Genomic DNA, 24,380 nt, shown 5'->3' with positions numbered 1-24,380 from the left:
TTCCCAGAAGCCTCCCCATCCGGCCTGCGGTCCAGCCTGTGCGGGCGCGGCGATCATCGGCGGCGAAGCCAGACCTGCCCCACTGCAGATCCAGTACCTTCCCGCCTGTTCAGCGACGCCACCACGGGCGTAGCAGGGTATCCAGCTTCCGCGCATTGTTCTCCAGCTGCGGAACAAGCGCTCCCTGTACATCTTCCTGCCATTTGATGCGTTCCTCGGCGACGATACGGCGAAGATCATCCGGGGTTACCGCATTCTGTTCCGCCTGCAGGCGATACTGCTGCAGCTCGCTCTCCGCCTGCCGGGTACGCTCCCGCTCATCGCGCACCTCCTGCTCCAGCTGCAGGCAACGCTGCTGCAGTTCATGCCCCATGCTGCCCAGGCGGTTGACTTCGTTGCGCGCGTCCGCCAGACCGACGTATACGCGTTCAATCTCCTCGGCCCGCTTGATATTGCTGCCGAGCGCGTCAAACAGACGATTGACCGGCGCAAACACACCGGACGCCGCACGGTCGGCCAGCTGTGACAGGGCCGGGTTGCGCGCCTTGCCCACCAGCAGCACCCCCAACCCATGCGTGTGGGTGAATTCAAACGCCGGATACTGCTGGCTGATCTCACTCCAGTACTGCCATACGCCAAAGCCACGCTCGCGCACACAGGTGTCATGGAAGATCACCACCGCGCGATCGGACAGCTTCGGCAGCCACGTCTCGAAATCTTCGCGGACGGCTTCATAGGTATGCAGGCCGTCGATATGCAGCAGGTCTACCGAGCCATCGGCGAAGTACGGCAGCGCTTCGTTGAAACGCATCCGCAGCATCTCGGAGATGCCCGCATAGTTGCGCTGCTGGTACTCGCGCAGTTCGTTGTAGATGTCATCGCCATAGTAGCCGGCGTGCTCGTCGCCCTCCCAGGTATCGATCGCGAACACGCGCGACGTCTGCCCCTGCTCCTGTACGGCCTGGCAGAACGCAAGGAACGAAGAGCCGCGATGCGTCCCCAGCTCCACGATGGATCGCGGCTGCATCTGCTCGATCAGCCAGGAGGCAAAGGGGATATGCCCCAGCCAGGCGCTCAGGGAAATCGAGCGCGGGGCCATCAGCATGCTGGTCGTCAACGGGAAATCAGTCATGGGGCAGTTGAGTTCGCAAAAAATGGAAGAAGTTTCAGGGGTCGCGCGAGGCCGCGGCGATGAAGGCACCGATGTCATCGGCGCACAGCAGCGACTCGAACGCACGAATTTTCTCGATCGGCCACTGCCACCAACGGATCTCCTGCAGCCTGGCGATGGCGTGTTCGTCGAAACGCTGGCGCACGACGCGTGCAGGATTGCCAGCGACCACGGCATAGGGCGGCACATCCCGGGTGACGACGGCACCTGCGCCGATGCAGGCGCCATCGCCAATGGTCACGCCAGACACGACCATCGCACCGTGGCCGATCCAGACATCGTTGCCGATCACGGTCGGTCCCTTGGTATGCGGATGACCGTCGCGCCCCGCACCGGGTGAGTTGAGCGCGATCCGCAGCGGATAGGTGGTCACCCAGTCCAGGCGGTGCTCGCCGCCGCCGAAGATGAGCACGTCGTCGGCGATCGAGCAGAACGCACCGATCTCGATCCGTTCGTCCTCACCCCAGATCTTGAACTGCGGCGTACCGTAGGTGTATCGACCCACTGAAATCCGTGGATCACTACTGATCAACGGCGGAATGAAGCCATGGGCGTCCGTCACCATCGGTACGAATCCGGCGTTCATTGCGGGCGTCCGATGCGCTTCATCGTCACCTGGTCGAAGGGAATACCGACCAGCCCATAGCGCAGCGTGGGCGATGCCACGCGGATCAGCACCGCATCGTGCAACCAGGCGTGCTGCGTATTGGCGTACGGATCACCATCGGCGATGGAGACCGTCATGGAGTACTCGCCATTGGGCAGCAGTGGCAGGGTGAAGCGGAACGACGCTTCCAGACCGGTATCGGCCTCCACCTGCATGGGCGGTTGAATATAGGTATACGTGTGCTCGCCGAACAGCGACTGGCCGAGCCGGTCCTTGACGAAGAACCCGATCAAGGGACTCTGCAGTGCCTGGTGGGCGGTGGCGCGGACCTTCAGCACCACGTCTTCACCACCGGCAAAGGAGGTGAAGGGCTCGCCATCGGCGTTGCACAGGGTCACCGAGTCGATGCTCGCCACGCCGGACTGCCAACCGCCGGAGTTGGCCACGTTGTCGAACAGCTCCACCTTCAGGTCTTTCTCGACCCTGGCCAGCGCCGGCGCCTTGGGCGCGGCCTTGTCCGCCTGCCGCGACTGCAGCTTGACGGTGTCGCCGTAGACTTCCTGCGAGCAGTACTCGATGTAGGCGTTGCAGGTTTCCTGCGCGGTGCCATGCATGCGCATCTCGCCGCGATCCAGCCATACCGCACTCTGGCAGAAGTTCAGCACCGAGGAGGTGTCATGGCTGACGAACAACAGCGTGCCGTTCTCGCGGAACTTGCGCAGGAAGCGCATGCATTTCTGCACGAAGATGGCATCGCCGACGGCCAATGCTTCATCGATCACCAGGATGTCGGCATCCACATGCGCGATCACCGCGAATGCCAGCCGCACGTACATGCCGCTGGAGTAGGTCTTGACCGGCTGCTCGAGGAAGTCACCGATGTCGGCGAAGGCCACGATGTCGTCGTACTTGGCGTCGATCTGCTCGCGCGACAGGCCGAGGATCGAGGCGCTCATGTAGACGTTCTCGCGCCCGGTGAATTCCGGATTGAACCCCGCACCGAGTTCCAGCAACGCGGCCACGCGACCGCGTACGGCCACCTCGCCGGTGGTCGCCTGCAGGGTGCCGCAGATGATCTGCAGCAGGGTGGACTTGCCCGACCCGTTGCGGCCGATGATGCCCACCGTGTCGCCACGGCGCACCTCGAAATCGATGCCCTTCAGTGCCCAGAATTCGCGGTAGTACATGCCACCGGGCTTGCCCAGAAAACGCGACAGGCGCGGCAGGATGGCCTGCTTGAGACGGTCCTGCGGCTGCGAATAGACCTGGAAGCACTTGGTGACACCCGATACGCGGATGGCAAGGTCTGCCGCGTCCTGGATCGGCGGGTTAGATGACATCGGCAAATCCTCGGCGCAACTTCTGGAAGCACACAAAGCCGAACCAGGCGACCAGGGCCGCGAAGAGTGTGTATTTCCCCAAGCCGATGAAATCCGGCGCCTTGTTCCAGATCAGGACGTCACGCGCCTGCTCGATGATGAAGGTCAGCGGGTTGAGGTAGATCCACTTGCGGATGCCTTCGGGCAATGCACTGACCGGATAGAAGACCGGCGCAAGGAACAGCAGGATCGTGGTCAGGATGCCGGTCATCTGGCCGATGTCACGGACGAACACGCCCAGTGCCGCCAACAGCCACGCCAGCCCCATGGTGAACAACACCAGCGGGAAGACCACCAGCGGGATGTACAACGCGGTCGGCGGCAGCACGCCACGGATCAGGATCTGCGCGAGCAGCAGCACGACCAGCGTGACAAGGGCATGGAACAGCGCCGCGCCCATGGCCACCCAGGGCAGCGTATCGAGCGGGAACACGACCCGCTTCACATAGCTGGCATTGCCGACGATCAGCGTGGGTGCGCGATTGACACACTCCGCGAAGATGCCATGCACCAGGATGCCGACGAAGAGGATGATGGCGAAATCACCCTTGTGTGCGACGTCCCCGCCCCAGCGCGCATTGAACACCACCGAAAACACGAAGGTGTAGACGGCCAGCATCAGCAGCGGATTGAAGAACGACCACGCCAGGCCCATCAACGAGCCCCGGTAACGACTGATGACCTCGCGCTTGGACAGCTGGTAGATGAGTACCCGATTGACCAGGAAACTGCGCACCATCGCTATCGGCGAAGCCGAGACAGCGGCGGTGGAGGAGATCATCGCGTTCACCGGGAATCACCGGCCAGCGCCTGCTCCAGATCCACCTGCAGATCCCCCAGATCCTCCACGCCCACGCTCAGCCGCACCAGCGCATCGCTGATGCCCAGCTGCGCGCGGCGCTCGACCGGGATCGAGGCATGGGTCATCACCGCTGGATGGTTGACCAGGCTTTCCACGCCGCCCAGCGACTCGGCCAGGGTGAACAGCTGGGTCTTCTCGCAGAAACGCTTGGCCGCCTCGTAACCGCCCTTGAGCACGATCGAGACGATGCCGCCGTAGCCGTTCATCTGGCGCGTGGCCAGCTCGTGCTGCGGGTGCGAGGTCAGGCCGGGGTAGATCACTTTTTCGATGGCCGGGTGCTTGTCCAGCCACTGCGCCAGCGCCAGTGCGTTGGCGCAATGCGCCTTCATGCGCAGCGGCAGGGTCTTCAGGCCACGCAGGGCCAGGAAGCTGTCGAACGGGCCCTGCACGGCGCCGATGGAGTTCTGCAGGAAGGCCATCTGCTCGGCGAGCTCGGCGTTGTCGCCGACCACCACCATGCCGCCCACCATGTCCGAGTGGCCATTGAGGTACTTGGTGGCCGAATGCAGGACCAGGTCGGCGCCCAGTTCCAGCGGACGCTGCAGCATCGGCGAGGCGAAGGTGTTGTCGACCACGATGATCAAACCGTGGCGCTTGGCGACAGCCGCGACCGCGGCGATGTCCACGATCTTCAGCATCGGGTTGGTCGGCGTTTCGATCCAGACCATTCTGGTCTGCGGCGTGATCGCCGCCTCGAACGCGGCCAGGTCGGTCAGGTCGACGAAGCTGAACTTCAAATCGGCGGTGCGGCGGCGCACGCGCTCGAACAGGCGGAAGGTGCCGCCGTAGATGTCATCCATCGCCACCACGTGGCTGCCGGCGTCCAGCAGTTCCATCACGGTGGAGCTGGCGGCCATGCCCGACGCGAACGCGTAGCCGCGGCTGCCGCCTTCCAGGCTGGCCACGCAGCGCTCGTAGGCGAAGCGGGTCGGGTTGTGCGTGCGCGAGTACTCAAAACCCTGGTGTTCGCCGGGGCTGGACTGGGCGTAGGTGGAGGTCGCGTAGATCGGCGGCATCACCGCACCGGTGCTCGGATCCGGCGACTGGCCGCCATGGATGGCCAGGGTGGCCAGGGCGAGCGAGCGGTCGGCGTGCCCGGAGGAAGCGTGGTCGGACATGATGTTTCCCGGCAAAAGGGGCCCTTGGGGGGCCCCCGCAAAAGGAGCGGAAGTCTATCAGCGCCGGCTTAATCAGCCGTTGACGCGGATAAACGTGGGTTCATTGCGACGCCCGCGCTTACTGAACGCGGCGGCGCAGGTAGTTCAGCAGGTCGATGCGGGTGATCAGGCCCAGGAAGGCCGCACCGTCCATGACGATGGCGACCTGGCCACGGTCGAACACCGGCAGCAGCGCCTCGATCGGCGATTTCACGTCCAGCCGGTCCAGCTTGCTGACCATCGCGGTGGAGACCGGGTCGCGGAAGCGCGCTTCATCGCCATATACGTGCAGCAGCACGTCGCTTTCATCGACGATGCCGACCAGCTGGTCGCCGTCCATCACCGGCAGCTGCGAGACGTCGTACAGCTTCATGCGCTGGTAGGCGGTGGTCAGCAGGTCGTTCGGGCCGATCACCACGGTGTCGCGCTGGCCATACGGGCGCAGGATCAGATCACGCAGATCGCCCGACTGCGGGCGCTCCAGGAAGCCGTTGTCCAGCATCCAGTAGTCGTTGTACATCTTGGAGAGGTACTTGTTGCCGGTATCGCAGACCAGCACCAGCACCTTCTTCGGGGTGGTCTGTTCCTTGCAGTACTTCAGCGCCGCCGCCAGCAGGGTGCCGGTGGAGGAACCGCCGAGGATGCCTTCCTTGCCCAGCAGCTCGCGCGCGGTGTGGAAGCTTTCGGCATCGCTGATCGCATAGGCCTTCTTGACCCGGCTGAAGTCGGCGATCGAGGGCAGGAAGTCTTCGCCGATGCCTTCCACCAGCCAGCTGCCGGACTTGTCGTTGAGCACGCCGTCGTTGATGTACTCGGCCAGGATCGAGCCGACCGGATCGGCCAGCACCAGCTCGGTGTTCGGCGAGTGCTTGGCAAAGGCGCGCGACAGGCCGGTCATGGTGCCCGAACTGCCGCAGCCGAACACCACCGCGTCCAGCGCCCCGTCCATCTGCGCCAGAATCTCCGGGCCGGTGCCGAACTCGTGCGCGGCCGGGTTGTCCGGGTTGCCGAACTGATTGATGAAGTACGCGCCCGGGGTTTCCTCGGCGACGCGCTGGGCCATGTCCTGGTAGTACTCGGGGTGGCCCTTGGCCACGTCCGAACGGGTCAGGCGCACTTCGGCGCCCATCGCCTTGAGGTTGAAGATCTTCTCGCGGCTCATCTTGTCCGGCACGACCAGGATCAGCTTGTAGCCCTTCTGCTGGGCGACCAGCGCCAGGCCCAGGCCGGTATTGCCGGCAGTGCCTTCCACCAGGGTCGCGCCCGGCTTGAGCTCGCCGCGCTGCTCGGCGGCTTCGATCATCGACAGGCCGATGCGGTCCTTGATCGATCCTCCGGGATTGGCACTCTCGAGCTTCAGGTAGAGCTCGCACACGCCGGTGTCCAGGCGCTGGGCCTTGACGATCGGGGTCTGGCCAATGAGGTCGAGTACGGAGGAGTGGATTGCCATCGGTTCACATCGATTCGCGCCGCAATGCGGCCGGACCGGGGATTATCCGACGGTTGGCGACGAAAGTCAGGTTGCGGCGCTCAATGGCCCTGCCCGGCAGAGCCGGAGCGACGCGGACGGCGCCCGTCGACGAGGAGACGGACGCCGCCCGCGGCGTTTGACGGTGGGTGCCGACCGCAGGCCGGCACCCGAAAAGCCTCAATGCATGGGGGAGTCGTACATTCTTTCCAGCTTCTGCTTGGCCAGCAGCTTCTCACGCTTCATCTGGCCCAGGGTGAGATGGTCTATCGGAAGTACGCCCAGCTCGGCATCCATGCACTTCTTGTTCAACTTCTGGTGCCGTTCGTAAAGCGCCTTGAATTCCGGGTCACGCTTGCGGCGTGCATCAATCTCGCTCTGGGGTTGACCTTCGAACATGATGAACCTCCTATTTGCTGTCTCGCAGAAACAAGAACGCCCCGGCTCTTCAGCGCGGGGCGTTGCTTTGGGCGGAGCACCTGACGACAACCGCGGCCGGACCCACATGCGCACCCGGAACTTCCCGGACTGCAGACTGCTGTGGTTCGTGCCCTCGGTTCATCGCCTGGCCCTCCAATCGTCCGGGTCGCGGAAGGCGGCCCGGACGATTGACCCTACGCTTGCTTGAAGGCCGGTTCAAGCCTTTCAAACGATATTCCCGACCCCGCCTAGGCGGGGTTCAGGCTGAACGCGCAGAACAACGAAATTTCAACAAAAACAGACGTTTGCGAAACCCGTCGGCGCGTTACGGAGCGATGATGACGTCCGCCGAACGCGCCTTGGTCGCCGCCGCCTTCTTGCCGCTCACCTGCAGCCGGCTGGCACTGACGCCTGCGGCCACCAGGGCATCGCGCAGGGCCTCGGCGCGCTGCTGGCCGACCCCGGCCGCGGCATCGTAGGCCTCGATCCGGACCCGGCCCTTCTTGCCGATGTTCAGGTACTCGGCGAGCGCCTTGGCCTGGCCCTTGGCGGCCCCGGACAGGCTGCCCTTGCCGGCCGCGAAGGCATCGCCATTGAAGGTGAAGACCTCGCCGCGGCTGTCGATCTTGACGCCGGGCAGCTTGTTGCCCGAGACCAGTTCGGCTTCTTCCCGGGCCAGCTTGGCCGCGTTCTGCTGGGCAGCACTGAGCCGGGCGGTCTGCTTGCCGGCCACGCTGGTCAGCGCGGTTTCGGCGTCCTGGCGGGCCAGCGCCTCCGATTCGGCGGCCTGGCGCAGGCGCTCGGTCTCCTCGGCCTGGATCTGCGCCTGCACGCGCAGGCGTTCGGCTTCCTGGCGGGCGCGCTGGGCGTCGCGGCGGCTGGCTTCGATCAGCAGCTCGCTGCGGGTGCGCTCGAGCTGGTCGACCTCGCGCTGGGCCAGGGCGGTACGCACGCTGGTCTCGGCGATCTCGACCCGGCGCTCGGCCAGGTAGCGGGCCTGGTCCAGGTCCCGGCGCTTGGCCTTGGCCAGTTCGGCGATGGCCTGCTGGGCCTGCAACCGCTCGAAGGCGGCCAACTGCGCGGCATCCGGGTTGGCCTGGATCGCCATCAGGCGCTGGCTGAGCTGGGCCACGGCGGGGTCTTCGGCAGCGCTGGCCAGCAACGGCAGGCTCAGGCTGGCAGCCAGCAGCAGGGCGGTTTTCATCGGCGCGGCCTTCATCAACGGTTCTCCCCGGTGGTGAGCTGGCGTTGCAGCTGGCCCACTTCATTGCGGCGCAGCTGCAGCTGGGCGGTGACGGTGGCTTCTTCGCTGCGGGCGCGGGCCAGGTCGGCATCGACCGTGGCGCGAATGGCCAGGGCCGGGGCGTTCTTGCGCTCGCGGCGGTCGCCGGCAGCGCGTTGAGCCTGCTCCAGGCCTTGGCGGGCCACGGCGATCAGGTCCGGCGCGTACTGGTCGGCATCGGCCTGGGTGGCCTTGTCCACCGCCTGGCGGGCCTGCATGAGTTCCAGCGCCCCGTCCTGTGCCTGGGCGGTGCCGGCAAGCGCAAATGCGCACACCATCACGCATATCATCGTGGTCACATACGGGATGCGACGTATTTGTGCGAAGCTAGGATTCATTGGGGGTGCCGTGGCCAGGTTGTCTGTGCACGGCCATTGTCGGAAGCCTGCGGCGTGCTTGCAATGGCACGCGGCTGATTGTTGGGGAAACATTTCGCATGGATATCGGCTATTTCCTGAAGCTGATGACCGAAAAGAACGCTTCGGACATGTTCTTGACCACCGGAGCCCCGGTCTACATCAAGATCGAAGGCAAGCTGTACCCGCTCGGCAACACCGGGCTGCCGCCGGGCATGGTCAAAAAAATCGCCTACTCGCTGATGGATGAGGGCCAGGTGCCCGAGTTCGAGCGCGAGCTGGAGCTCAACATGGCCATCGCCCTGGCCGAGGCCGGGCGTTTCCGCGTGAACGTGTTCAAGCAGCGCGGCGAGGTCGGCATGGTGATCCGTGCGATCCGCAGCAAGATTCCCAGCATCGAAGAGCTCAACCTGCCGCAGGTGCTCAAGGACGTCATCATGACCCCGCGCGGGTTGGTGCTGGTGGTCGGCTCGACCGGTTCGGGCAAGTCGACCTCCCTGGCCTCGATGATCGACCACCGCAACAGCACCACCACCGGTCACATCCTCACCATCGAGGATCCGATCGAGTACCTGCACAAGCACAAGATGTCCATCGTCAACCAGCGCGAGGTCGGGCTGGATACGCATGCCTTCCACAACGCCTTGAAGAATGCGATGCGTGAAGCGCCGGACGTGATCCTGATCGGCGAAATCCTGGATGCCGAAACCATGGAGGCGGCCATCGCCTTTGCCGAAACCGGGCACCTGTGCCTGGCCACGCTGCACTCCAACAACGCCGACCAGACCATCGAGCGCATCCTGAACTTCTTCCCGGAAAGCGCCCACCGCAATGTGCTGATGAACCTGTCGTTGAACCTGCGCGCGGTGGTGTCCCAGCGCCTTGTCAAGGGCAAGGACGGGCGCCGGCTGCCGGCCACCGAGGTGTTGATCAACACCCCGATGATCCGCGACCTGCTGCGCCGTGGGCAGGTGCACGAGATCAAGGCGGCGATGGAAGCTTCGCTGGAAGAAGGCATGGAGAGCTTCGACCAGTGCCTGTTCCGGATGGCCAAGAGCGGCATCATCGAACAGGAAGAAGCGCTGCGCGCGGCCGATTCGCGCGATGGTCTGGCGTTGAAGTTCCGCCTGTCCGAAGGCGGCAGCGGCGAGCACGATCCGTACGCGGATTTCTCGGCCAACAGCGCGCCGGCGGCGATCACGCACGGGTTCTGAGCAGAAAGCACACCGACCAACGGTCGGTGTCCACCGCTGCGTAGGTACCGACCGTTGGTCGGTACACCTTGTCAGCCCGCGTCGGGCTGATTCTCCGGCCTGGCCGCCTCGAACGCGGGCAGCGCCAGGCAGGCCGCGTCGATCCGCACCAGGGTCGGATACGCCTCCAGATCCAGATGGAAGCGCCGCGCGTTGTACATCTGCGGCACCAGGCAGCAGTCGGCCAGCGTCGGGCTGTCGCCGTGGCAGAACCGGCCGGTCTCCACCGATTCGACCAGCATCCGCTCCATCGCCTCGAAACCCAGCCGGATCCAGTGCCGGGTCCAGTCATCGCGCTCGGGCTGCGGCACGTTCCAGGTATCGCTGAAGAACTGCATCACCCGCAGGTTGTTGAGCGGGTGGATGTCGCAGGCGACCAGCTGGGCCAGTGCACGCACGCGCGCCCGGCCCGGAGCATCGTCGGGCAGCAGCGCCGGCTGCGGGAACACCTCCTCGAGGTATTCCAGGATCGCCATCGACTGCTGCAGCACCTGGTCGCCGTGGCGCAGGGTCGGCACCAGCTCCTGCGGGTTGAGCGCGGCGTAGGCCGCGCTGTGCTGCTGCCCACCGTCGCGGACCAGATGCACCGGGGTGATCTGGTGCGGCAGCGCCTTCACATTCAAGCCGATCCGCACGCGGTAAGCCGCGCTGGAACGCCAGTAGCTGAACAGCTCGATCGGGTCCATGACGTGGCTGCTCCGGCGGCTCAGGGCTTGGCCGCTTGTTCGATGCGCTGTTCGATCGCACCGAAGATGCTGTCGCCGGCGGCGTCGAACATTTCGATCCGGACCACGTCGCCAAACGACATGAAGGGGGTGCTCGGCTTGCCGTCGCGCAGGGTTTCCACGGTGCGCAGCTCGGCGAAGCAGGACGCGCCCTTGCTGGTGTCTTCATTGGCGATCGTGCCCGAGCCGACGATGGCACCGGCACCCAGCGGACGGGTCTTGGCGGCATGCGCGACCAGCTGGGCGAAACTGAACTGCATGTCCACGCCGGCTTCCGGCGCACCGAACCACGCGCCATTGATATGCGTCACCAGCGGCAGGTGCAGCTTGCTCTCGCGCCAGGCATCGCCCAGCTCGTCAGGGGTGACGAACACCGGCGACAGCGCCGAACGCGGCTTGGACTGCAGGAAGCCGAAGCCCTTGGCCAGTTCGCCCGGGATCAGGTTGCGCAGCGAGACATCGTTGACCAGGCCGATCAGCTGGATGTGCCCGGCGGCCTGTTCGGGGGTCACCGCCATCGGCACGTCGTCGGTGATCACCACGATCTCCGCTTCCAGGTCGATGCCGTAGTCCTCGCTGACCACCTTGACCGCATCGCGCGGGCCGTAGAAACCGGCACTGGTGGCCTGGTACATCAGCGGATCGGTATAGAAGCTCTCCGGCACCTCGGCACCGCGGGCGCGGCGCACGCGCTCCACGTGCGGCAGGTAGGCGCTGCCGTCAACGAACTCATAGGAACGCGGCAGCGGCGCGGCCAGCGCCTGCAGATCTAGGTCGAACACGCCGTCGGCACTGCCGTCGTTGAGCGACTCGGACAGGGCGTTCAGCCGCGGCGCCAGGTGGTTCCAGTCTTCCAGTGCCTGCTGCAGCGTGCCGGCAATGCCGGTGGCACGCACGCCGTGGCGCAGGTCGCGCGAGACCACGATCAGGGTGCCGTCGCGGCCGCCTTCCTTCAAAGAACCAAGCTTCATGGGTGGGTATCCGGGATCGCGAAAATAGGTTTCAAGTGTAATCAAATGCGCGGTCAATCCAAGTCGCAGTGCGACAGAACGACGATAGCTCATGCGAAGGATGCTGACGTGGTCGCTTGCCAAGGTCGCCCGGCCAACGGCCGGTCGCCACGAATTGCTACGGGCGCCGGGCAGATCCGGATACGACAGCAGCGCCGCCTCCAACCTGAACAGGGGTATTTGGTATGGATCTCAAACATCCGCTAGACTATGCGGGTCTGCAGCGGCCGTCCGTTTCCCTTCGGGATCGCCGGCGATATGGATCAACGATCCGTCGCCCGCCCCCACTCCGACGCCATTCGTCACGCATTCCAGTCTGCGCACCGCGCCGACTGCACCCAATTCTCGCAGCGCGGTTCACGGGAACGCTCCGAGTCAGCCGATCACTTTGATCTGCCTCGCGTCCGGCCAATCGGCCTGGCGTTACTTTGTCTTTGGAGCTTCCACCCGATGTCTTTTGAATCCTTGGGCCTTGCCCCGTTCCTGCTGCGCGCGTTGTCCGAGCAGGGCTATGAAAACCCGACCCCGATCCAGGAACAGGCGATCCCGCTGGCCCTGGCCGGTCGTGACCTGCTGGCCGGCGCACAGACCGGTACCGGCAAGACCGCCGCGTTCGGCCTGCCGCTGCTGCAGCACCTGGGCACCAACCCGCAGGCCGTCAGCGGCCCGCGCAAGCCGCGTGCGCTGGTGCTGGCCCCGACCCGCGAACTGGCCACCCAGGTGCATGACAGCCTGCGCGGCTACAGCAAGTACCTGCGCATCCCGAGCGCCTGCATCTACGGCGGCGTCGGCATGGGCAACCAGTTCGACGTGCTGCGCCGTGGCGTGGACCTGCTGGTGGCCTGCCCGGGCCGCCTGATCGACCACCTGGAGCGTCGCAGCGTGGACCTGTCCGGGATCGAGATCCTGGTGCTGGACGAAGCCGACCGCATGCTGGACATGGGCTTCCTGCCGTCGATCAAGAAGATCCTCGCCAAGCTGCCGCGCCAGAACCGCCAGACCCTGCTGTTCTCGGCCACCTTCGAGGAAAGCATCAAGCAGCTGGCGCTGGAGTTCATGCGCGACCCGGAACAGATCCAGGTCACCCCGAAGAACACCGTGGCGGAAAACATCACCCACCGCGTGCACCCGGTGGATGGCCCGCGCAAGCGCGAGCTGCTGCTGCACCTGCTGGCCAAGGACAGCCGCGAGCAGACCCTGGTGTTCGGCCGCACCAAGCACGGCTGCGACAAGCTGGCCATGTTCCTGGAAAAGTCCGGCATCAAGACCGCCGCGATCCACGGCAACAAGAGCCAGGGCCAGCGCCTGCGTGCACTGGGCGACTTCAAGGCTGGCCGGGTGACCGTGCTGGTGGCCACCGATATCGCCGCGCGCGGCATCGACATTAACGAGCTGCCGAAGGTCATCAATTACGACCTGCCGATGGTGCCGGAAGATTACGTGCACCGCATCGGCCGTACCGGCCGCAATGGCGCTACCGGTGAGGCGATCTCGCTGGTGGCCCAGGACGAGGCCAAGCTGCTGCGCCAGATCGTGCGCCTGCTCGACAAGGACATGGACATCCGCGACGTGCCGGGCTTCGAGCCGCAGACCCCGATCCGTTGGGGCAACAGCGCGCCGGGCAAGGCCGAACTGCCGGGTGGCGATCGTTCGCCGCGCAAGCACGCACGCCGTCCGCACGCCGAAGCCCCGCGCCACGCCCATGCCGGCCCGAAGAAGGCCGGTGGCGGCCAGCGTGATGGCGCCGCCCGCAGTGGTGCGCCGCGCGGTGGCCAGCCGCAGGGCCAGCGCCGTGGCGGTGGCAATGCCGGTGGTGGCCGTGGCCAGGGCGGCGGTGGCGGTCGCGCCAGCTGATCGGTTCGCCGAACGCTGACACAGGAAAAGGGCGACGCATCTGCGTTGCCCTTTTTCGTTTCCGCAGCGGCCAGCCTTTGCTCAGGGGGCTACGTCGCCGGCACGTTCGGCGATCGGCCGTACCCGCTGCACCAGCGTCAGGAGTGTCTTGCCCGGCTCTTCGATCATGACTTCGTGCGCGGACTGCTCGAACCAGACCAGCTCCTTGTGCGGTGCCTGCAGCGCCTGGAACCAGTCTGCTGCCAGCGCAGATGACACATTGTGATCGTGCCTGCCCAGCAACAGGAACACCGGCGTGCGCACGTGGCGTACCGCGCTCATGTCCAGGGTCAGCACATCCGACAGCAGGTACTGCATCGAGAAGTCGTTGCCCTTCCACACACCGGCCACGTCGGCATCGGTGTATTCGGGCGACAGTGTGATCGCAGCGGCCTCGGCATCACCGCCCCTGCGGTTGTAGACCATGCCACCGTAGTGATTGAGCCACTTGCGCTGCTTGAACAGGTCCGCGAGCGGCACCGGGGCATTGCCCGACGCATACGGCGCCAGCGCCAGCAGATCGGCCTCGGCCTCGGCATTTCCCTTCCGGCGGGCCTGCTCCAGCGTCCAGGCCCAGCCACGCCGCTCACTTTCCGGCGCATTGGATATCTGCCCGATCCCGACATAGGCATGCAGCCACTCGGGACGTCGCTGTGCCAGTTCCAGGCCCAGGTAGCTGCCCCAGGACTGCCCGAGGACGAAGATCCTGTCCTTACCGAACTCCGTACGCAGCCAGGCGACCATCTCCTCGGCATCGGCCACCATGCGCGCGCGGGTCATGGTCGGAGCGATGGCCTTGGGATCATGGGCAAGGTAGGTCTTGCCTGCCCCGCGCTGGTCCCACTGCACGACCGTGAAGTACTCCTCCCACCCGCGCTGGAAGTACCAGCTGGTGGGCATGGCGACCCAGCCCGGCCCCCCGTGCAGCATCAGCAGGACCGGGTTGCGTCGGTCGTTGCCGCGGATGGAAACCCACTGGTCGATGCCGCCGATACGGACCTTCTCGAGCCGCTCCACGCCGTTGTCGGCCACCACGCGGCGCATGTCCGCCACGATTCTTACCGCGTCACCGCGGCTGAACGAGGGGGATGCAGGGCTGGCGGAGGCCGGCAAGGACAGCGTCGCCATGACGACGACCAGCACACCGCAGAACAATGCTCTCATCAGCGCACTCGAATGAAGGGGCGATGGGCGCCGAGTGTGGCATGCACGTCCACGCCATTCCAGGCAGCGCCAGCCGATGCGGCCGGCGCCGCCATCACCCGCGCGATTTGCTCGGGTTGAGCTGGTTGCCGAAGAAGATCGCGTTCAACAGCAAGCGCTCGGTGCCGTGCCAGTACTTGCGGTGCGCCGGGTCGTCGGCGAACAGCACCACGTTGCCCTGTCCCTGCGCTGAGACCAGCAGCCACGCAGCACCGGCCACACGCGTGCGGTTGTCTTCGGAGAGGTAGCCGTTCACGCGCGGCTGCTCATCGATGCGCACCACGGTGGAGAACGGATTGCGGCTGGGCTTGAAGCTGATGCCGTTCTCCTTGTTGACCGCAAACCGCGTACGCGGCAGACCGAAAGCAAGCGGATGGCTGGTGTCCACGTCGGCGCTGAGGATGTTGCCGCTGATGCGTTCAATCGCGGCGATATCGCGCTGGTCGCCGAAGGCACGGCGTGCCGAGGCCGGCTCCTTTTCCTCCGGGCCCAACACTTCGTCGGCCAGCTTCTGCTCGATCGCCCAGCGCGCGGCACTGCCATAGGTGACCAGCGAACCGCCTGCGTTGATCCAGCGCTTGAGCGCGGCCACCGCCGTGGCATCCACGCCGGCGTAGCTGCCACCGGCCAGCACGATGCTGGTGTAGCGGTCCAGCGTCACCTTGCCCAGCTGCGCCGGGTCCAACTTGGTGGACGGCAGCTGCACCTGCTGGTCGAGCACGAACCAGGCCGCGCCGATCTCGGTGGCACTCACGCCCTCGCCCATCACCAGCGCCACCGCGGGCTTGCGCAGCGCCTTGACGCTGTCGCTGCCCAGGTCGATGCCGCTGCGGCTCTGGCCGCTGGCCAACGCCTGCACGCGTACCCCGCTATCACGCGCGGCGGTGTCGATGGCCGCCAGCAGCGCGGCGCCAGTCAGCGGCTGCCCGGCGACCGGAATCACCACGCTGCCGCGTGCGAAGGCATTGTCGCCCTCGGCGCCGGCCGCACCGAATGGCTGGAACGCCGCACGCGCCTGCAGGCCCTGCGCCTGCAGTGCGTACAACAGCCGGCTGGCGTTGTAATCGCGCCAGTCGAACACATAGGCGTAGCCCGCCTGGCCACCGACCACGCCGCCAGCGGTGGCCGGCAACGCGGTGATGCGCGCGCCGCCGGCCACCCGGCTGCGGCTGCCGGCGAAGGCGATGCCGTAAGCCGGGGCGATGGCGTAGGAAGTGCTGCCGTAGAACACGTCGCCCTTGATCGGCGGCGTCTCGGCGAAGATCGAATGGACCAGGCGGAACTGTGGCTGCGCGGTAGGCACCACGTAGGCGCTGCCCGGCGCGAACGACTGGCCGTCCACGCTGACCGCCGCCGTCAACGGCTGCACGGTGATCTGGTGCTGCAACAGCAGATCCAGCAGCCTGCGGGTCAAGGCCGGATCATGCGCATCGCCGAACACGAAGGCCTTGATCGGCTGCTGCCCGGCCTGCTTCAGCGCGGACTGGAAGAAGTCCTTCTGCAGCTTGAGCAGGCCCGCGCGCTCGCTGACCGCGCCGCGCACGGTGCCCAGCCCGGTCGCCACCTGGTTGCGGATGGTGAAGGGGAACGTCAGCAGCCCGTTGGCCGATTCCTGCACGCGGCCGCGCGAGCTGGCCTGCTCCACCGTCACCCCGACCGCTCCGTGGAAATCGGGGTAGGTCGAGCCATACACGGGGGAGAAGTTGTCGAAGTTTTCGCCGGTGTAGTACAGCGAGCCCAGCGCATCGAGCGCCTGGGCGTGGTACTTGGCCAGGGTCTTGTTGAAGTCGTACGAGCTGCCCGGAATCAGCGGGCTGTGCATGCTCGCCGGCGAGGGCTCGAAGTAATAGGTGCTGTCCTTGCCCATCTCGTGGAAGTCGATCTGGACGTTGGGATACCAGCGATGGAAATAGGCGATCTTCGGCCGGGTGTCCTGCTGGGTCAGCGCCAGCCAGTCGCGGTTGAGGTCGGTGAAATAGTGGTTGGTGCGGCCCTGCGGGAACGGCTCGACATGTTCCTTGTCGGCCGGGTCGGCCGAGGCCGGCGCGGATGCCCAGGCGTTGTGCCAGCTGGCCGCGCGATCGCGGCCATCCGGGTTCTGCGCCGGGTCGAACAGCACCACCGCCTGCTGCAACCACTGCGCGGTATCGGCGCTGCGGTTGGCCACCAGGTAGTAGGCGGTGAGCAGTGCCGCTTCGCCGCTGGAGGTTTCATTGCCGTGCACGCTGTAGCCCAGCCACACCACCACCGGGCTGTTGCCGGCCGCCGACAGCGGCTGCGCCGGATCGGCCAGGGTGATGTGCTGCCGGCGCAGCGTTTCCAGCTGCTGCTGATTCTGTGCCGAGGTGACGGTGGCGATCAGCAGCGGACGACCTTCGTAGCTGCTGCCGATCTGTTCCACCTTGATCTTGTCCGAGTGCCGTGCCAGCTCGTTGAAGTAGGCCACCAGCTGGTCATGCCGGGTATAGCGGCTGCCGATCTCGTAGCCGAGGAACTGCTGCGGGGTGGGAATGGACGGATCGAACTCCCCGCCCTGCGGGAAGAAATACGCGCTCTGGGCGAACGCAGGCGCCGCCAGCAGCAACAGCGCGCCCAACACCCCGGCGATAGAACGCGACACAACACGATGCAAGGACACAGCAACCCCCGGAAAACGGGCCGGCCATGCCGCCGGCCCCGATGAAAGCGCACGCTCCGGTGCGCTGATGGACTTAGAAGCGGTAATCGAAACCGAGCGTGAAGTAGCGCCCGCGCAGGTCGTACTGGCTGAAGTCGTACGGCGCACGGATGCCCGGGAACGAGGCGTCGTACGGCGGTGCTTCATCGCCCAGGTTCTGGACCTTGGCGTACAGCGTCAGCTTCTCGATGCCGGTGTAGGCCAGGTACAGATCGAACTGGCTGTAGGCATCCACGCGGTCCTGCACGGCGGTAGCCGCCGCGCTGGCCTTCTGGTCGTAGCCGCTGGTGTAGTACCAGGTCAGCGCGGTGCGGAAATCGCCATAGGACCAGTCCAGCGTGGTGGTGGCCTTGTTTTTGGGCAGGGTCGCGCCGAGGTTGCTGCCCGCGTAATCCACCAGCGGGCCGCCGACCACGGTCGGGCGACGGTAATCGCGCACGTGGGTGAAAGCGGTGCCCACCGAGAAGTCACCGGCGCGCTCGGTCGGGAAGCGCTGGCGCAGTTCCACGTCGAAGCCGGAAGTCTTCAGGTCGCTGAGGTTCTGGTAGCGGTTGTAGACCGCCAGCAGCTTGCCGCGCTCATCGCGGCTGACCGCGCCCGGCACGTTGTCGGTGACCAGGGTCTGGGTGTTGTTGGTGCCGACCAGGTTCTCCAGCTCGATGCGGTAGTAGTCCACGCTCAGGCTGGTATTGCGCCACGGCGACAGCACCAGGCCCAGGTTGTAGCTGCGCGTACGCTCGGGCTTGAGGTCACTGTTGCCAACGGTGAAGAAGGTCGGGTTCTGCCGCGAGCCGGGCACGTCCGGGTCGCGCGGATCGATCACGCTGCCGTAGGCGATGCTGGTGCTGTTGGAATTCTCCGACAGCGACGGCGCACGGAAGCCCTTGGACACCGCGGCACGCACCAGCAGGATGTCCCACGGCTGCCAGCGCAGGCTCAGCTTGGGCGAGAACGCATCGCCGAAATCGCTGTAGTGATCGGCACGTGCTGCGGCCAGCAGTTCCAGCCGCTCGGCCAGTGGCACGCTGACTTCGGCATAGGCCGCGCTGACCTTGCGCTCGCCGTGCACTTCAGCAATCGCCGGGCGCACCTGCAGGCCGGCATCGATCTGCCACGGGTTGTCCGAGTCGAGCTTCTCGCGCCGCCACTCCAGCCCGGCGGCAAACCCGATCGGGCCGGCCCAGGTGTGGCCGAGCGCGCCGGAGATCTTGGCGTCCACGCCCTGCAGCACCGATTCGGCCGGGCGCAGCGTGCTGATGTTGATCGCGTTGAGCACGTCCGGCGAGGTGGCGGCCGGATTGCGCAGGTTGTAGCTGCCGGTACGCAGTGCGTCGGCCAGCGCCCAGCGGTTGGCGAAACCACCGGAGACGGTTTCGCGCTCGCTGCTGCGCGCGCCGAACGCGCCCACTTCCCAGTCCCACTCGGCCAGGCTGCCACGCAGGCCGACCAGGCCGCGGTAGGACTGCGAGCGGTTGGTCTTGATCGTGCCGCCCAGGTTGAAGAAGGTGTACTCGATCGGCACCGCGCGGCCATACGGGTTGTACGGGCTGCTGGCAGGCAGGTTGGACGACACCGGCTCGGCCAGGCCGGTGTCGGCATTGAGCGCGAAGCGGCCGCTTTCCAGGGTGAAGAACGGACTGCTGCCGAACCAGGCCTCGCCCTTGACGTTGCTGTACAGCACTTCGCCGAAGGCCTCCACGTTGTCGTTCACCCGGAAGGTGCCGTTGACGTAGGCCTGGTAGCGCTTGGTCGAGGGAATCAGGGTGGTGTACGGGGCCTGGTTGAAGCCGCAGGTATCCCCGGCCAGGCCGTCGATCGGCGCGCTGGCCACCCGCGTCGTGCCTTGCGGGCACTGCCCGTTGGCATCCAGCAGCGGCACCGAGGTGCCGTTGATCAGGTAGCGCGCGCCCTTGGCCGACCAGCCGTTCCAGCGGCCACCGGGCTTGTCGCTGTAGATGCCGGACTTGGTCAGGTCGCGTTGGTCCTGGTCCAGCCGCTCGCGGTTGTAGCCTTCCAGGCTGACCAGGATGTTGTAGCCATCCGTCTCCAGGTCGCCGATACCGCCGATGAACTTCAGGTTCTGCTCGTCCAGCCCGCCCTGGTCCGAAGTGCCCAGGCTGCCGCCGAGTTCGGCGCCCTGGAAGTTCTGCCGGGTGATGATGTTGACCACACCGGCGACGGCGTCGGAGCCATACACCGCCGAGGCGCCGTCCTTGAGCACCTCGATACGCTCCACCGCCACCAGCGGCAGCGCGTTGAGGTTGACGAAGGTGTCCGACAGGCCGCCCGCCGGGAAGCCGTAGTTGGCCAGGCGGCGGCCGTTGAGCAGCACCAGCGTGTTCTTCTGCGACAGGCCACGCAGACCGATGCCGGCCGAACCGGAGGCCCAGCCGTTGTTGGTGGTCTCGTTGCTGGCATTGCCGGTATTGGCCGAGATCGAGCGCAGCAGGTCGGCGACGGTGGCCTTGCCGGTTTCATCCAGCTGCTGGCGGCTGATCACCTGCACCGGGTTGGCGGTCTCGGTGTCGGTGCGCTTGATGTTGGACCCGGTGACCCGCACGGCGGCCAGCGTGGTGCTGTTGCCGGCGGCATCGGGGGAGGCATCGGGAGACCCGACGGCGAAGGCGGACAAAGGCGTCGCCAGAGCGGCAGCAAGTGCCGCTACGAGAAGAGTTTGCTTGGGCATGACTTCAGTGGGGTGGTGAACGACAAGTTCCGCAGTAATCCATGCCTGACTGCGCGGCAGCCAATAACATCTCTTCATACGGATATAAGAGAAACTAACATCGCTTCATCCGGATGAAAAGGTTTTTGTGAAGGCCGACCACGTCCGGGGACGCCGCCAGCGGCCGTCACCGTCGGTACAATGGGCCATGGAAATCTTCAAAGTCTTCACTCTGGAGGCCGCCCACCGCCTCCCCAACGTGCCGCCGGGCCACAAGTGCGCGCGCCTGCACGGGCACTCGTTCCGGGTCGAACTGAAAGTCGAGGGCGAACCCGGCGAGCAGACCGGCTGGATCATGGATTTCGGCGACGTCAAAGCCGCCTTCCAGCCGATCTACGACCGCCTGGACCACCACTACCTGAACGACATTCCCGGCCTGGACAACCCGACCAGCGAGCGGCTGGCGATCTGGATCTGGAACGAGCTCAAGCCGGCCCTGCCGCAGCTGAGCGAGGTGACGGTCCACGAAACCTGTACCTCCGGCTGCCGCTACCGCGGCTGAGGCCGGGATCGGCCAACGACGTGTTGCAATGCAATATATTTGGCGTATGCTGCATTGCATCAACGTTCTCGAGCCGTCCCGTCATGGCCTCCGCGTTCACCGATTCCTTCAGCGACTACACCCGCCAGCTGGCCGCCACGGCCACGCGTGCCAACCGGCTCGCGCTGGAAAATGCCGAGAGCATGTTCGGCGTGCAGGTGAAGACGCTGGAGAAGAACATCACCGCGACCAGCGGGTTCTTCGGTGAAATGGTGCAGTCACAGGAACCGGGCACGCTGTTGCCGAAGGGCGCGCAACTGGCCCGCGACAACCTGGCCCGTTGGGCCAGCGCCAGCCAGGAAGTGGTCGGGCTGGGCCTGAAGGCTTCCGAGGCATTCGGTGAACTGGTCCGCCAGGCGCCAACAGGTGCAGCCAAGCGCTGAACCCCATCGACATCGAATTTGCGTGGGTCCCTCCCCCCACGCAATCCCAGACCCGACAGAACCCTCCCTCTGTCGGGTCTTTTTTTGTCTCTTCTTCCCTTGCAGGGGCGCCTCACTCTCAGAACAACAGCGGCGGTTTCGTTCGGGGTCTGAGGCGAGCGCTTGCAAAGAGGCGCCGGTGTTTTCGGTACGCGGGTCCCGATGCCCTTGCGGGCGAAGTAAAGGAGGAGGTGACGGCCGCAGGCCGGCGCCGGGGGACATTCGCCGGCAGGGGCATCGGGACCCGCGCCCCCACCATCGGCACCGCGAGGCCTTACACGGCAAAAATACGCCGTGGACTTCTCCCGCAGAGGGAGAAGAACCTTGAACGCGCCTTCGTTGGATGCCGCGCGTCGCGCGGCCAGCCGGCCAGCGGCCGGCTCTACCGTTTCTTATTGAGCGGCAGCGAGAACACGAACAGCGCGCCTTCGCGGCTGTCCAACAGGCGGATCTCGCGCTGATGCAGCTGCAGGATGCGGTGCACGATCAACAGGCCCAGGCCGCCGCTGTCCGGGCGCTGGCTGCCCAGCGCCGGGGGCGTACTGAACAACGTGGCACGGCGCTCGGCCGGGATGCCCGGACCGCTGTCGGCGATGCTCACCTGCACCTCATCGCCTTCCGCGCGCAGCACCACCTCGATGCGGCCGCCTTCAGGCGTATGCCGGATGGCGTTGTCGAGCAGATTGGTCAGCACCCGCTCGATCAGCCCCAGGTCAGCACGTACCGGCGGCAGACCGGGGGGAATCACCGCACTCAACTGCTGGCGGCGGGCCTGCGCGGCCAGCTCGAATTTCTGGAACACGTCCTGGACCAGGTCCGGCAGCGAGAACGCCTGCAGGTCCAGCTGCACCCCGCCATGCTCCAGCCTGGCCAGCTCGAACAAGGCCTGCGCCAGCGCGCCCACCTTGTTGCTCTGCGACAGCGCGATGGCCAGGTAGCGCTGGCGATCCTCCGCACTCAACGTGGCGTCTTTGAGCGCCAGCGTTTCCAGGTAACCGTGCAGCGACGACAGCGGCGTGCGCAGGTCGTGGGAGATGTTGGCCACCAGCTCGCGGCGCTGCAGGTCCTGCTGGCGCAGCTGCTGCCACTGGTCGCCAATGCGCTGGGCCATGTGCCCGAAACTGTGCTGCAGGATGGTCAGTTCGTCGCGCTCGCCGGGGCGCAGCGGGGTGGGCGGCAACGGCACCGCCGGGCTGTCGGCCTCCACGTCGAAGGACTGGATGCGCCGGGTCAGCTGGCGCAGTGGGCGGGTCACCCAGCGGAACGCGACCACGCCGGCGAGCAGCCCGACCGCGGCCACGATCGCCAGCGACCACAGCGTGGTGCGCAGGGTCGAGTTGGCCGCGATATTGGCCGCCAGCGCCTCGCGCTGTTCGCCCACCAGCACCACGTAGATGTAGCCGGCCTGGCGGCCCTGCACCCACAGCGGTGCGGCATTGAAGACCTTGCGCCCGGTGCTGCTGCGCGGGTCGTCGCCCAGGATCGGCAGCGGGTCGTTGCGCAGCAGCGCGCGCACCGGGGCCAGATCGACGCGATCGCGCTTGAGGTGGCCGCTTGGCGCATCGTGGCCGAGGATGCGGCCTTCATCGTCGAGCAGATAGACCTCGACACTGGGATTGACCGCCATCAGCTTGCCGAACAGCGCGCGCACTTCGCCGTTGCGCATGCCGCGCCCATCCATCAACTCGCCGCTGCGCGCGATGTGCTCGGCCAGCCCGCGCGAGAGGCGCTGCACGGTTTCCTGCTCGTGCACGGTGGTGCTGCGCATCTGGATCCAGACCAACGCGCCACAGCACACCAGCAGCAGCGCGCAGAACACCACCGACAGGCGCTGGGAAAGAGTCAGCCGGATCACGCGCCCGCCCCTTCCTGGTCATCGACCAGCTTGTAGCCGCGTCCCCATACCGTCTGGATGCGCAGCGGCGCGGCCGGGTCGCGTTCGATCTTGTTGCGCAGCCGGTTGATGTGGGTGTTGACGGTGTGTTCGTAGCCGTCGTGCTGGTAGCCCCAGACCTGGTTGAGCAGGTCCATGCGCGAATACACCTGGCCGGGGTGGCGCGCGAAGAAGTACAGCAGGTCGAACTCGCGCGGGGTGAGCTCCAGCGCGCGCCCTTCCAGCTGCGCGGTGCGTGCGACCGGGTCGATGCGGATACCGGCCACGTCCAGCTCACCGGCATCGATACGCGCGTTCTGCGCCATCGCTTCCACGCGGCGCAGCAGCGCCTTCACCCGTGCCACCAGTTCCAGCATCGAGAACGGTTTGGCCAGGTAGTCGTCGGCGCCCAGTTCCAGCCCGAGGATGCGGTGCACTTCACTGGCCCGCGCACTGGTGATGATGATCGGGGTGTAGCGGGTCATCGCACGGGCGCGCTTGCAGATTTCCAGGCCATCCACGCCGGGCAGCATCAGGTCCAGCACCAACGCGCTCCACGGACTGCCTTCGAGCAGGCGCAGGCCCTCATCGCCGGTGGCGGCATGGGTGACGTCGTAGCCTTCATCGCGCAGGTGCATGCGCAGCAGGTTGGCGATGTGGACATCGTCTTCGACGATCAGGACACGCTTGGCGCTGCTCATCGCGGCGGAAACACCGGCAAGGGGGATGGCCGCATTGTCGGCGGAACGGGCCTGGAATGTGTCACGGAAAATTTAACCCTGCGTGAGGATTCGTTGACCGGGCCGGGCGCAGCATGCCCCCATCGTCCCCAGCTTCGGAGAACAGCCATGCGCTACACCCGTCGCAACGTGCTTGGTATGGGCGGCATGGCGGCCGCCGCCGGCCTGTTCGGCCTGACCGCGTGCAGCGGCCCGGCCCCGGCCGCGCCGGCCGCCCCCACCCGCCAGTTCGAGGTCATGCGCAGCGATGCGCAATGGCGCGAACAACTCAGCCCGGCCCAGTACAGCGTGCTGCGCCGGCAAGCTACCGAGCGGCCGTTCAGCAGCCCGCTCAACAGCGAACACCGCCGCGGCACCTTCGCCTGTGCCGGCTGCGCGCTGCCGTTGTTCTCCTCGTCCACCAAGTTCGACAGCGGCACCGGCTGGCCCAGCTTCTGGGCACCGCTGCACGGTGCGGTCGATGAAGACCGCGATTCGACCCTGGGCATGCTGCGCGTCGAGGTGCATTGCCGCCGCTGCGGTGGCCATCTCGGCCACGTCTTCGACGACGGCCCACGCCCAACCGGCCTGCGCTACTGCATGAACGGCGTGGCCATGCAATTCGCCGCGGCCTGAG

At 66.1% G+C, this 24,380-nt stretch carries 21 protein-coding genes; 5 read left to right on the top strand and 16 right to left on the bottom strand.

Annotated elements, in window-relative coordinates; genetic code table 11:
* Positions 1 to 109: 109 nt before the first annotated feature.
* The 9 genes from AC3IPM_RS02700 to AC3IPM_RS02660 form a co-directional block, all read right to left on the bottom strand.
* Entirely contained in the window at positions 110 to 1,132 is a 1,023-nt protein-coding gene (locus AC3IPM_RS02700) for a class I SAM-dependent methyltransferase (RefSeq protein ID WP_489302399.1), read from the bottom strand.
* A 34-nt stretch (positions 1,133 to 1,166) separates the two neighbouring features.
* A complete protein-coding gene (locus tag AC3IPM_RS02695) occupies positions 1,167 to 1,757 on the bottom strand; it encodes a CatB-related O-acetyltransferase (RefSeq protein WP_489302398.1) in 591 nt (196 codons plus the stop codon).
* Positions 1,754 to 3,118, bottom strand: coding sequence for an ABC transporter ATP-binding protein (locus AC3IPM_RS02690; protein WP_489302397.1), 1,365 nt, complete (start codon positions 3,116 to 3,118; stop codon positions 1,754 to 1,756). The genes AC3IPM_RS02695 and AC3IPM_RS02690 overlap by 4 nt, the downstream gene beginning before the upstream one ends.
* Positions 3,108 to 3,947, bottom strand: coding sequence for an ABC transporter permease (locus tag AC3IPM_RS02685; RefSeq protein ID WP_489302396.1), 840 nt, complete (start codon positions 3,945 to 3,947; stop codon positions 3,108 to 3,110). Before AC3IPM_RS02685 ends, AC3IPM_RS02690 begins: the two co-directional genes overlap by 11 nt.
* Positions 3,944 to 5,137, bottom strand: a complete 1,194-nt coding sequence (locus AC3IPM_RS02680) for a cystathionine gamma-synthase (protein WP_489302395.1) — start codon at positions 5,135 to 5,137, stop codon at positions 3,944 to 3,946. The genes AC3IPM_RS02685 and AC3IPM_RS02680 overlap by 4 nt, the downstream gene beginning before the upstream one ends.
* A 118-nt stretch (positions 5,138 to 5,255) precedes the next feature.
* Complete coding sequence (locus tag AC3IPM_RS02675; protein ID WP_489302394.1) at positions 5,256 to 6,626, bottom strand: pyridoxal-phosphate dependent enzyme; 1,371 nt, start codon at positions 6,624 to 6,626, stop codon at positions 5,256 to 5,258.
* A 198-nt stretch (positions 6,627 to 6,824) separates the two neighbouring features.
* Positions 6,825 to 7,043 carry an HP1242/YdcH family protein gene (locus AC3IPM_RS02670; RefSeq protein WP_489302393.1) on the bottom strand — a complete coding sequence of 73 codons (219 nt, stop codon included), beginning with the start codon at positions 7,041 to 7,043 and terminating at the stop codon, positions 6,825 to 6,827.
* 346 nt (positions 7,044 to 7,389) lie between these two features.
* Entirely contained in the window at positions 7,390 to 8,268 is an 879-nt protein-coding gene (locus AC3IPM_RS02665) for an OmpA family protein (RefSeq protein WP_489302392.1), read from the bottom strand.
* A 14-nt stretch (positions 8,269 to 8,282) separates the two neighbouring features.
* Positions 8,283 to 8,684 carry a DUF4398 domain-containing protein gene (locus AC3IPM_RS02660; protein WP_489302391.1) on the bottom strand — a complete coding sequence of 134 codons (402 nt, stop codon included), beginning with the start codon at positions 8,682 to 8,684 and terminating at the stop codon, positions 8,283 to 8,285.
* 98 nt (positions 8,685 to 8,782) lie between these two features.
* On the opposite strand from AC3IPM_RS02660, the gene AC3IPM_RS02655 reads away from it, so the two are divergent.
* Positions 8,783 to 9,916 (top strand): PilT/PilU family type 4a pilus ATPase, encoded by a 1,134-nt coding sequence (locus AC3IPM_RS02655; RefSeq protein ID WP_489302390.1) that lies wholly within the window; start codon positions 8,783 to 8,785, stop codon positions 9,914 to 9,916.
* 71 nt (positions 9,917 to 9,987) lie between these two features.
* On the opposite strand, the gene maiA is transcribed toward AC3IPM_RS02655, so the two are convergent.
* A complete protein-coding gene (gene maiA / locus AC3IPM_RS02650) occupies positions 9,988 to 10,641 on the bottom strand; it encodes a maleylacetoacetate isomerase (RefSeq protein ID WP_489302389.1) in 654 nt (217 codons plus the stop codon).
* A 20-nt stretch (positions 10,642 to 10,661) separates the two neighbouring features.
* Positions 10,662 to 11,651: a fumarylacetoacetate hydrolase family protein gene (locus tag AC3IPM_RS02645; RefSeq protein ID WP_489302387.1), complete on the bottom strand. Its 990-nt coding sequence runs from the start codon at positions 11,649 to 11,651 to the stop codon at positions 10,662 to 10,664.
* Between the two features lie 489 nt (positions 11,652 to 12,140).
* On the opposite strand from AC3IPM_RS02645, the gene AC3IPM_RS02640 reads away from it, so the two are divergent.
* On the top strand, positions 12,141 to 13,544 hold the full coding sequence (locus AC3IPM_RS02640; RefSeq protein ID WP_489302386.1) for a DEAD/DEAH box helicase: 1,404 nt from the start codon (positions 12,141 to 12,143) through the stop codon (positions 13,542 to 13,544).
* A gap of 81 nt (positions 13,545 to 13,625) precedes the next feature.
* Here the strand turns inward: AC3IPM_RS02640 and AC3IPM_RS02635 are convergent, their stop codons facing one another.
* The 3 genes from AC3IPM_RS02635 to AC3IPM_RS02625 form a co-directional block, all read right to left on the bottom strand.
* Entirely contained in the window at positions 13,626 to 14,747 is a 1,122-nt protein-coding gene (locus AC3IPM_RS02635; protein ID WP_489302384.1) for an alpha/beta fold hydrolase, read from the bottom strand.
* Positions 14,748 to 14,841: 94 nt separating this feature from the next.
* On the bottom strand, positions 14,842 to 17,406 hold the full coding sequence (locus AC3IPM_RS02630) for a M14 family zinc carboxypeptidase (RefSeq protein ID WP_489302382.1): 2,565 nt from the start codon (positions 17,404 to 17,406) through the stop codon (positions 14,842 to 14,844).
* A gap of 91 nt (positions 17,407 to 17,497) precedes the next feature.
* Positions 17,498 to 20,149: a TonB-dependent receptor plug domain-containing protein gene (locus tag AC3IPM_RS02625; RefSeq protein ID WP_489302381.1), complete on the bottom strand. Its 2,652-nt coding sequence runs from the start codon at positions 20,147 to 20,149 to the stop codon at positions 17,498 to 17,500.
* Between the two features lie 187 nt (positions 20,150 to 20,336).
* Between AC3IPM_RS02625 and queD the strand changes: the two genes are divergently transcribed.
* Together queD and AC3IPM_RS02615 are read left to right on the top strand one after the other, a co-directional pair.
* On the top strand, positions 20,337 to 20,690 hold the full coding sequence (gene queD / locus AC3IPM_RS02620; RefSeq protein ID WP_489302380.1) for a 6-carboxytetrahydropterin synthase QueD: 354 nt from the start codon (positions 20,337 to 20,339) through the stop codon (positions 20,688 to 20,690).
* A gap of 83 nt (positions 20,691 to 20,773) precedes the next feature.
* On the top strand, positions 20,774 to 21,112 hold the full coding sequence (locus AC3IPM_RS02615) for a phasin family protein (protein WP_489302379.1): 339 nt from the start codon (positions 20,774 to 20,776) through the stop codon (positions 21,110 to 21,112).
* A gap of 421 nt (positions 21,113 to 21,533) precedes the next feature.
* Here AC3IPM_RS02615 and AC3IPM_RS02610 read toward each other — a convergent pair whose 3' ends face one another.
* Positions 21,534 to 23,006, bottom strand: coding sequence for a sensor histidine kinase (locus AC3IPM_RS02610; RefSeq protein WP_489302378.1), 1,473 nt, complete (start codon positions 23,004 to 23,006; stop codon positions 21,534 to 21,536).
* Positions 23,003 to 23,725: a response regulator transcription factor gene (locus AC3IPM_RS02605; RefSeq protein WP_489302377.1), complete on the bottom strand. Its 723-nt coding sequence runs from the start codon at positions 23,723 to 23,725 to the stop codon at positions 23,003 to 23,005. The genes AC3IPM_RS02610 and AC3IPM_RS02605 overlap by 4 nt, the downstream gene beginning before the upstream one ends.
* Before the next feature lie 147 nt (positions 23,726 to 23,872).
* Between AC3IPM_RS02605 and msrB the strand changes: the two genes are divergently transcribed.
* The gene (msrB, locus tag AC3IPM_RS02600; RefSeq protein WP_489302376.1) at positions 23,873 to 24,379 is read left to right on the top strand and encodes a peptide-methionine (R)-S-oxide reductase MsrB; all 507 of its coding nucleotides are present in this window, start codon (positions 23,873 to 23,875) and stop codon (positions 24,377 to 24,379) included.
* Position 24,380 lies beyond the last annotated feature (1 nt).

This window comes from Stenotrophomonas sp. GL_111 (genome assembly GCF_057835245.1).
This window is presented reverse-complemented; position numbering and strand designations above follow the sequence as displayed.

Excerpts from the sequence above, each read along its gene's own strand:
- AC3IPM_RS02700 (WP_489302399.1), bottom strand. The coding sequence starts at position 1,132 with ATGACTGATTTCCCGTTGACGACCAGCATGCTGATGGCCCCGCGCTCG.
- msrB (WP_489302376.1), top strand. The coding sequence starts at position 23,873 with ATGCGCTACACCCGTCGCAACGTGCTTGGTATGGGCGGCATGGCGGCC.
- AC3IPM_RS02670 (WP_489302393.1), bottom strand. The coding sequence starts at position 7,043 with ATGTTCGAAGGTCAACCCCAGAGCGAGATTGATGCACGCCGCAAGCGT.
- AC3IPM_RS02675 (WP_489302394.1), bottom strand. The coding sequence starts at position 6,626 with ATGGCAATCCACTCCTCCGTACTCGACCTCATTGGCCAGACCCCGATC.
- AC3IPM_RS02645 (WP_489302387.1), bottom strand. The coding sequence starts at position 11,651 with ATGAAGCTTGGTTCTTTGAAGGAAGGCGGCCGCGACGGCACCCTGATC.
- AC3IPM_RS02605 (WP_489302377.1), bottom strand. The coding sequence starts at position 23,725 with ATGAGCAGCGCCAAGCGTGTCCTGATCGTCGAAGACGATGTCCACATC.
- AC3IPM_RS02695 (WP_489302398.1), bottom strand. The coding sequence starts at position 1,757 with ATGAACGCCGGATTCGTACCGATGGTGACGGACGCCCATGGCTTCATT.
- AC3IPM_RS02680 (WP_489302395.1), bottom strand. The coding sequence starts at position 5,137 with ATGTCCGACCACGCTTCCTCCGGGCACGCCGACCGCTCGCTCGCCCTG.
- AC3IPM_RS02615 (WP_489302379.1), top strand. The coding sequence starts at position 20,774 with ATGGCCTCCGCGTTCACCGATTCCTTCAGCGACTACACCCGCCAGCTG.
- AC3IPM_RS02635 (WP_489302384.1), bottom strand. The coding sequence starts at position 14,747 with ATGAGAGCATTGTTCTGCGGTGTGCTGGTCGTCGTCATGGCGACGCTG.
- AC3IPM_RS02690 (WP_489302397.1), bottom strand. The coding sequence starts at position 3,118 with ATGTCATCTAACCCGCCGATCCAGGACGCGGCAGACCTTGCCATCCGC.
- AC3IPM_RS02660 (WP_489302391.1), bottom strand. The coding sequence starts at position 8,684 with ATGAATCCTAGCTTCGCACAAATACGTCGCATCCCGTATGTGACCACG.
- AC3IPM_RS02625 (WP_489302381.1), bottom strand. The coding sequence starts at position 20,149 with ATGCCCAAGCAAACTCTTCTCGTAGCGGCACTTGCTGCCGCTCTGGCG.
- AC3IPM_RS02655 (WP_489302390.1), top strand. The coding sequence starts at position 8,783 with ATGGATATCGGCTATTTCCTGAAGCTGATGACCGAAAAGAACGCTTCG.
- AC3IPM_RS02665 (WP_489302392.1), bottom strand. The coding sequence starts at position 8,268 with ATGAAAACCGCCCTGCTGCTGGCTGCCAGCCTGAGCCTGCCGTTGCTG.
- queD (WP_489302380.1), top strand. The coding sequence starts at position 20,337 with ATGGAAATCTTCAAAGTCTTCACTCTGGAGGCCGCCCACCGCCTCCCC.
- AC3IPM_RS02640 (WP_489302386.1), top strand. The coding sequence starts at position 12,141 with ATGTCTTTTGAATCCTTGGGCCTTGCCCCGTTCCTGCTGCGCGCGTTG.
- maiA (WP_489302389.1), bottom strand. The coding sequence starts at position 10,641 with ATGGACCCGATCGAGCTGTTCAGCTACTGGCGTTCCAGCGCGGCTTAC.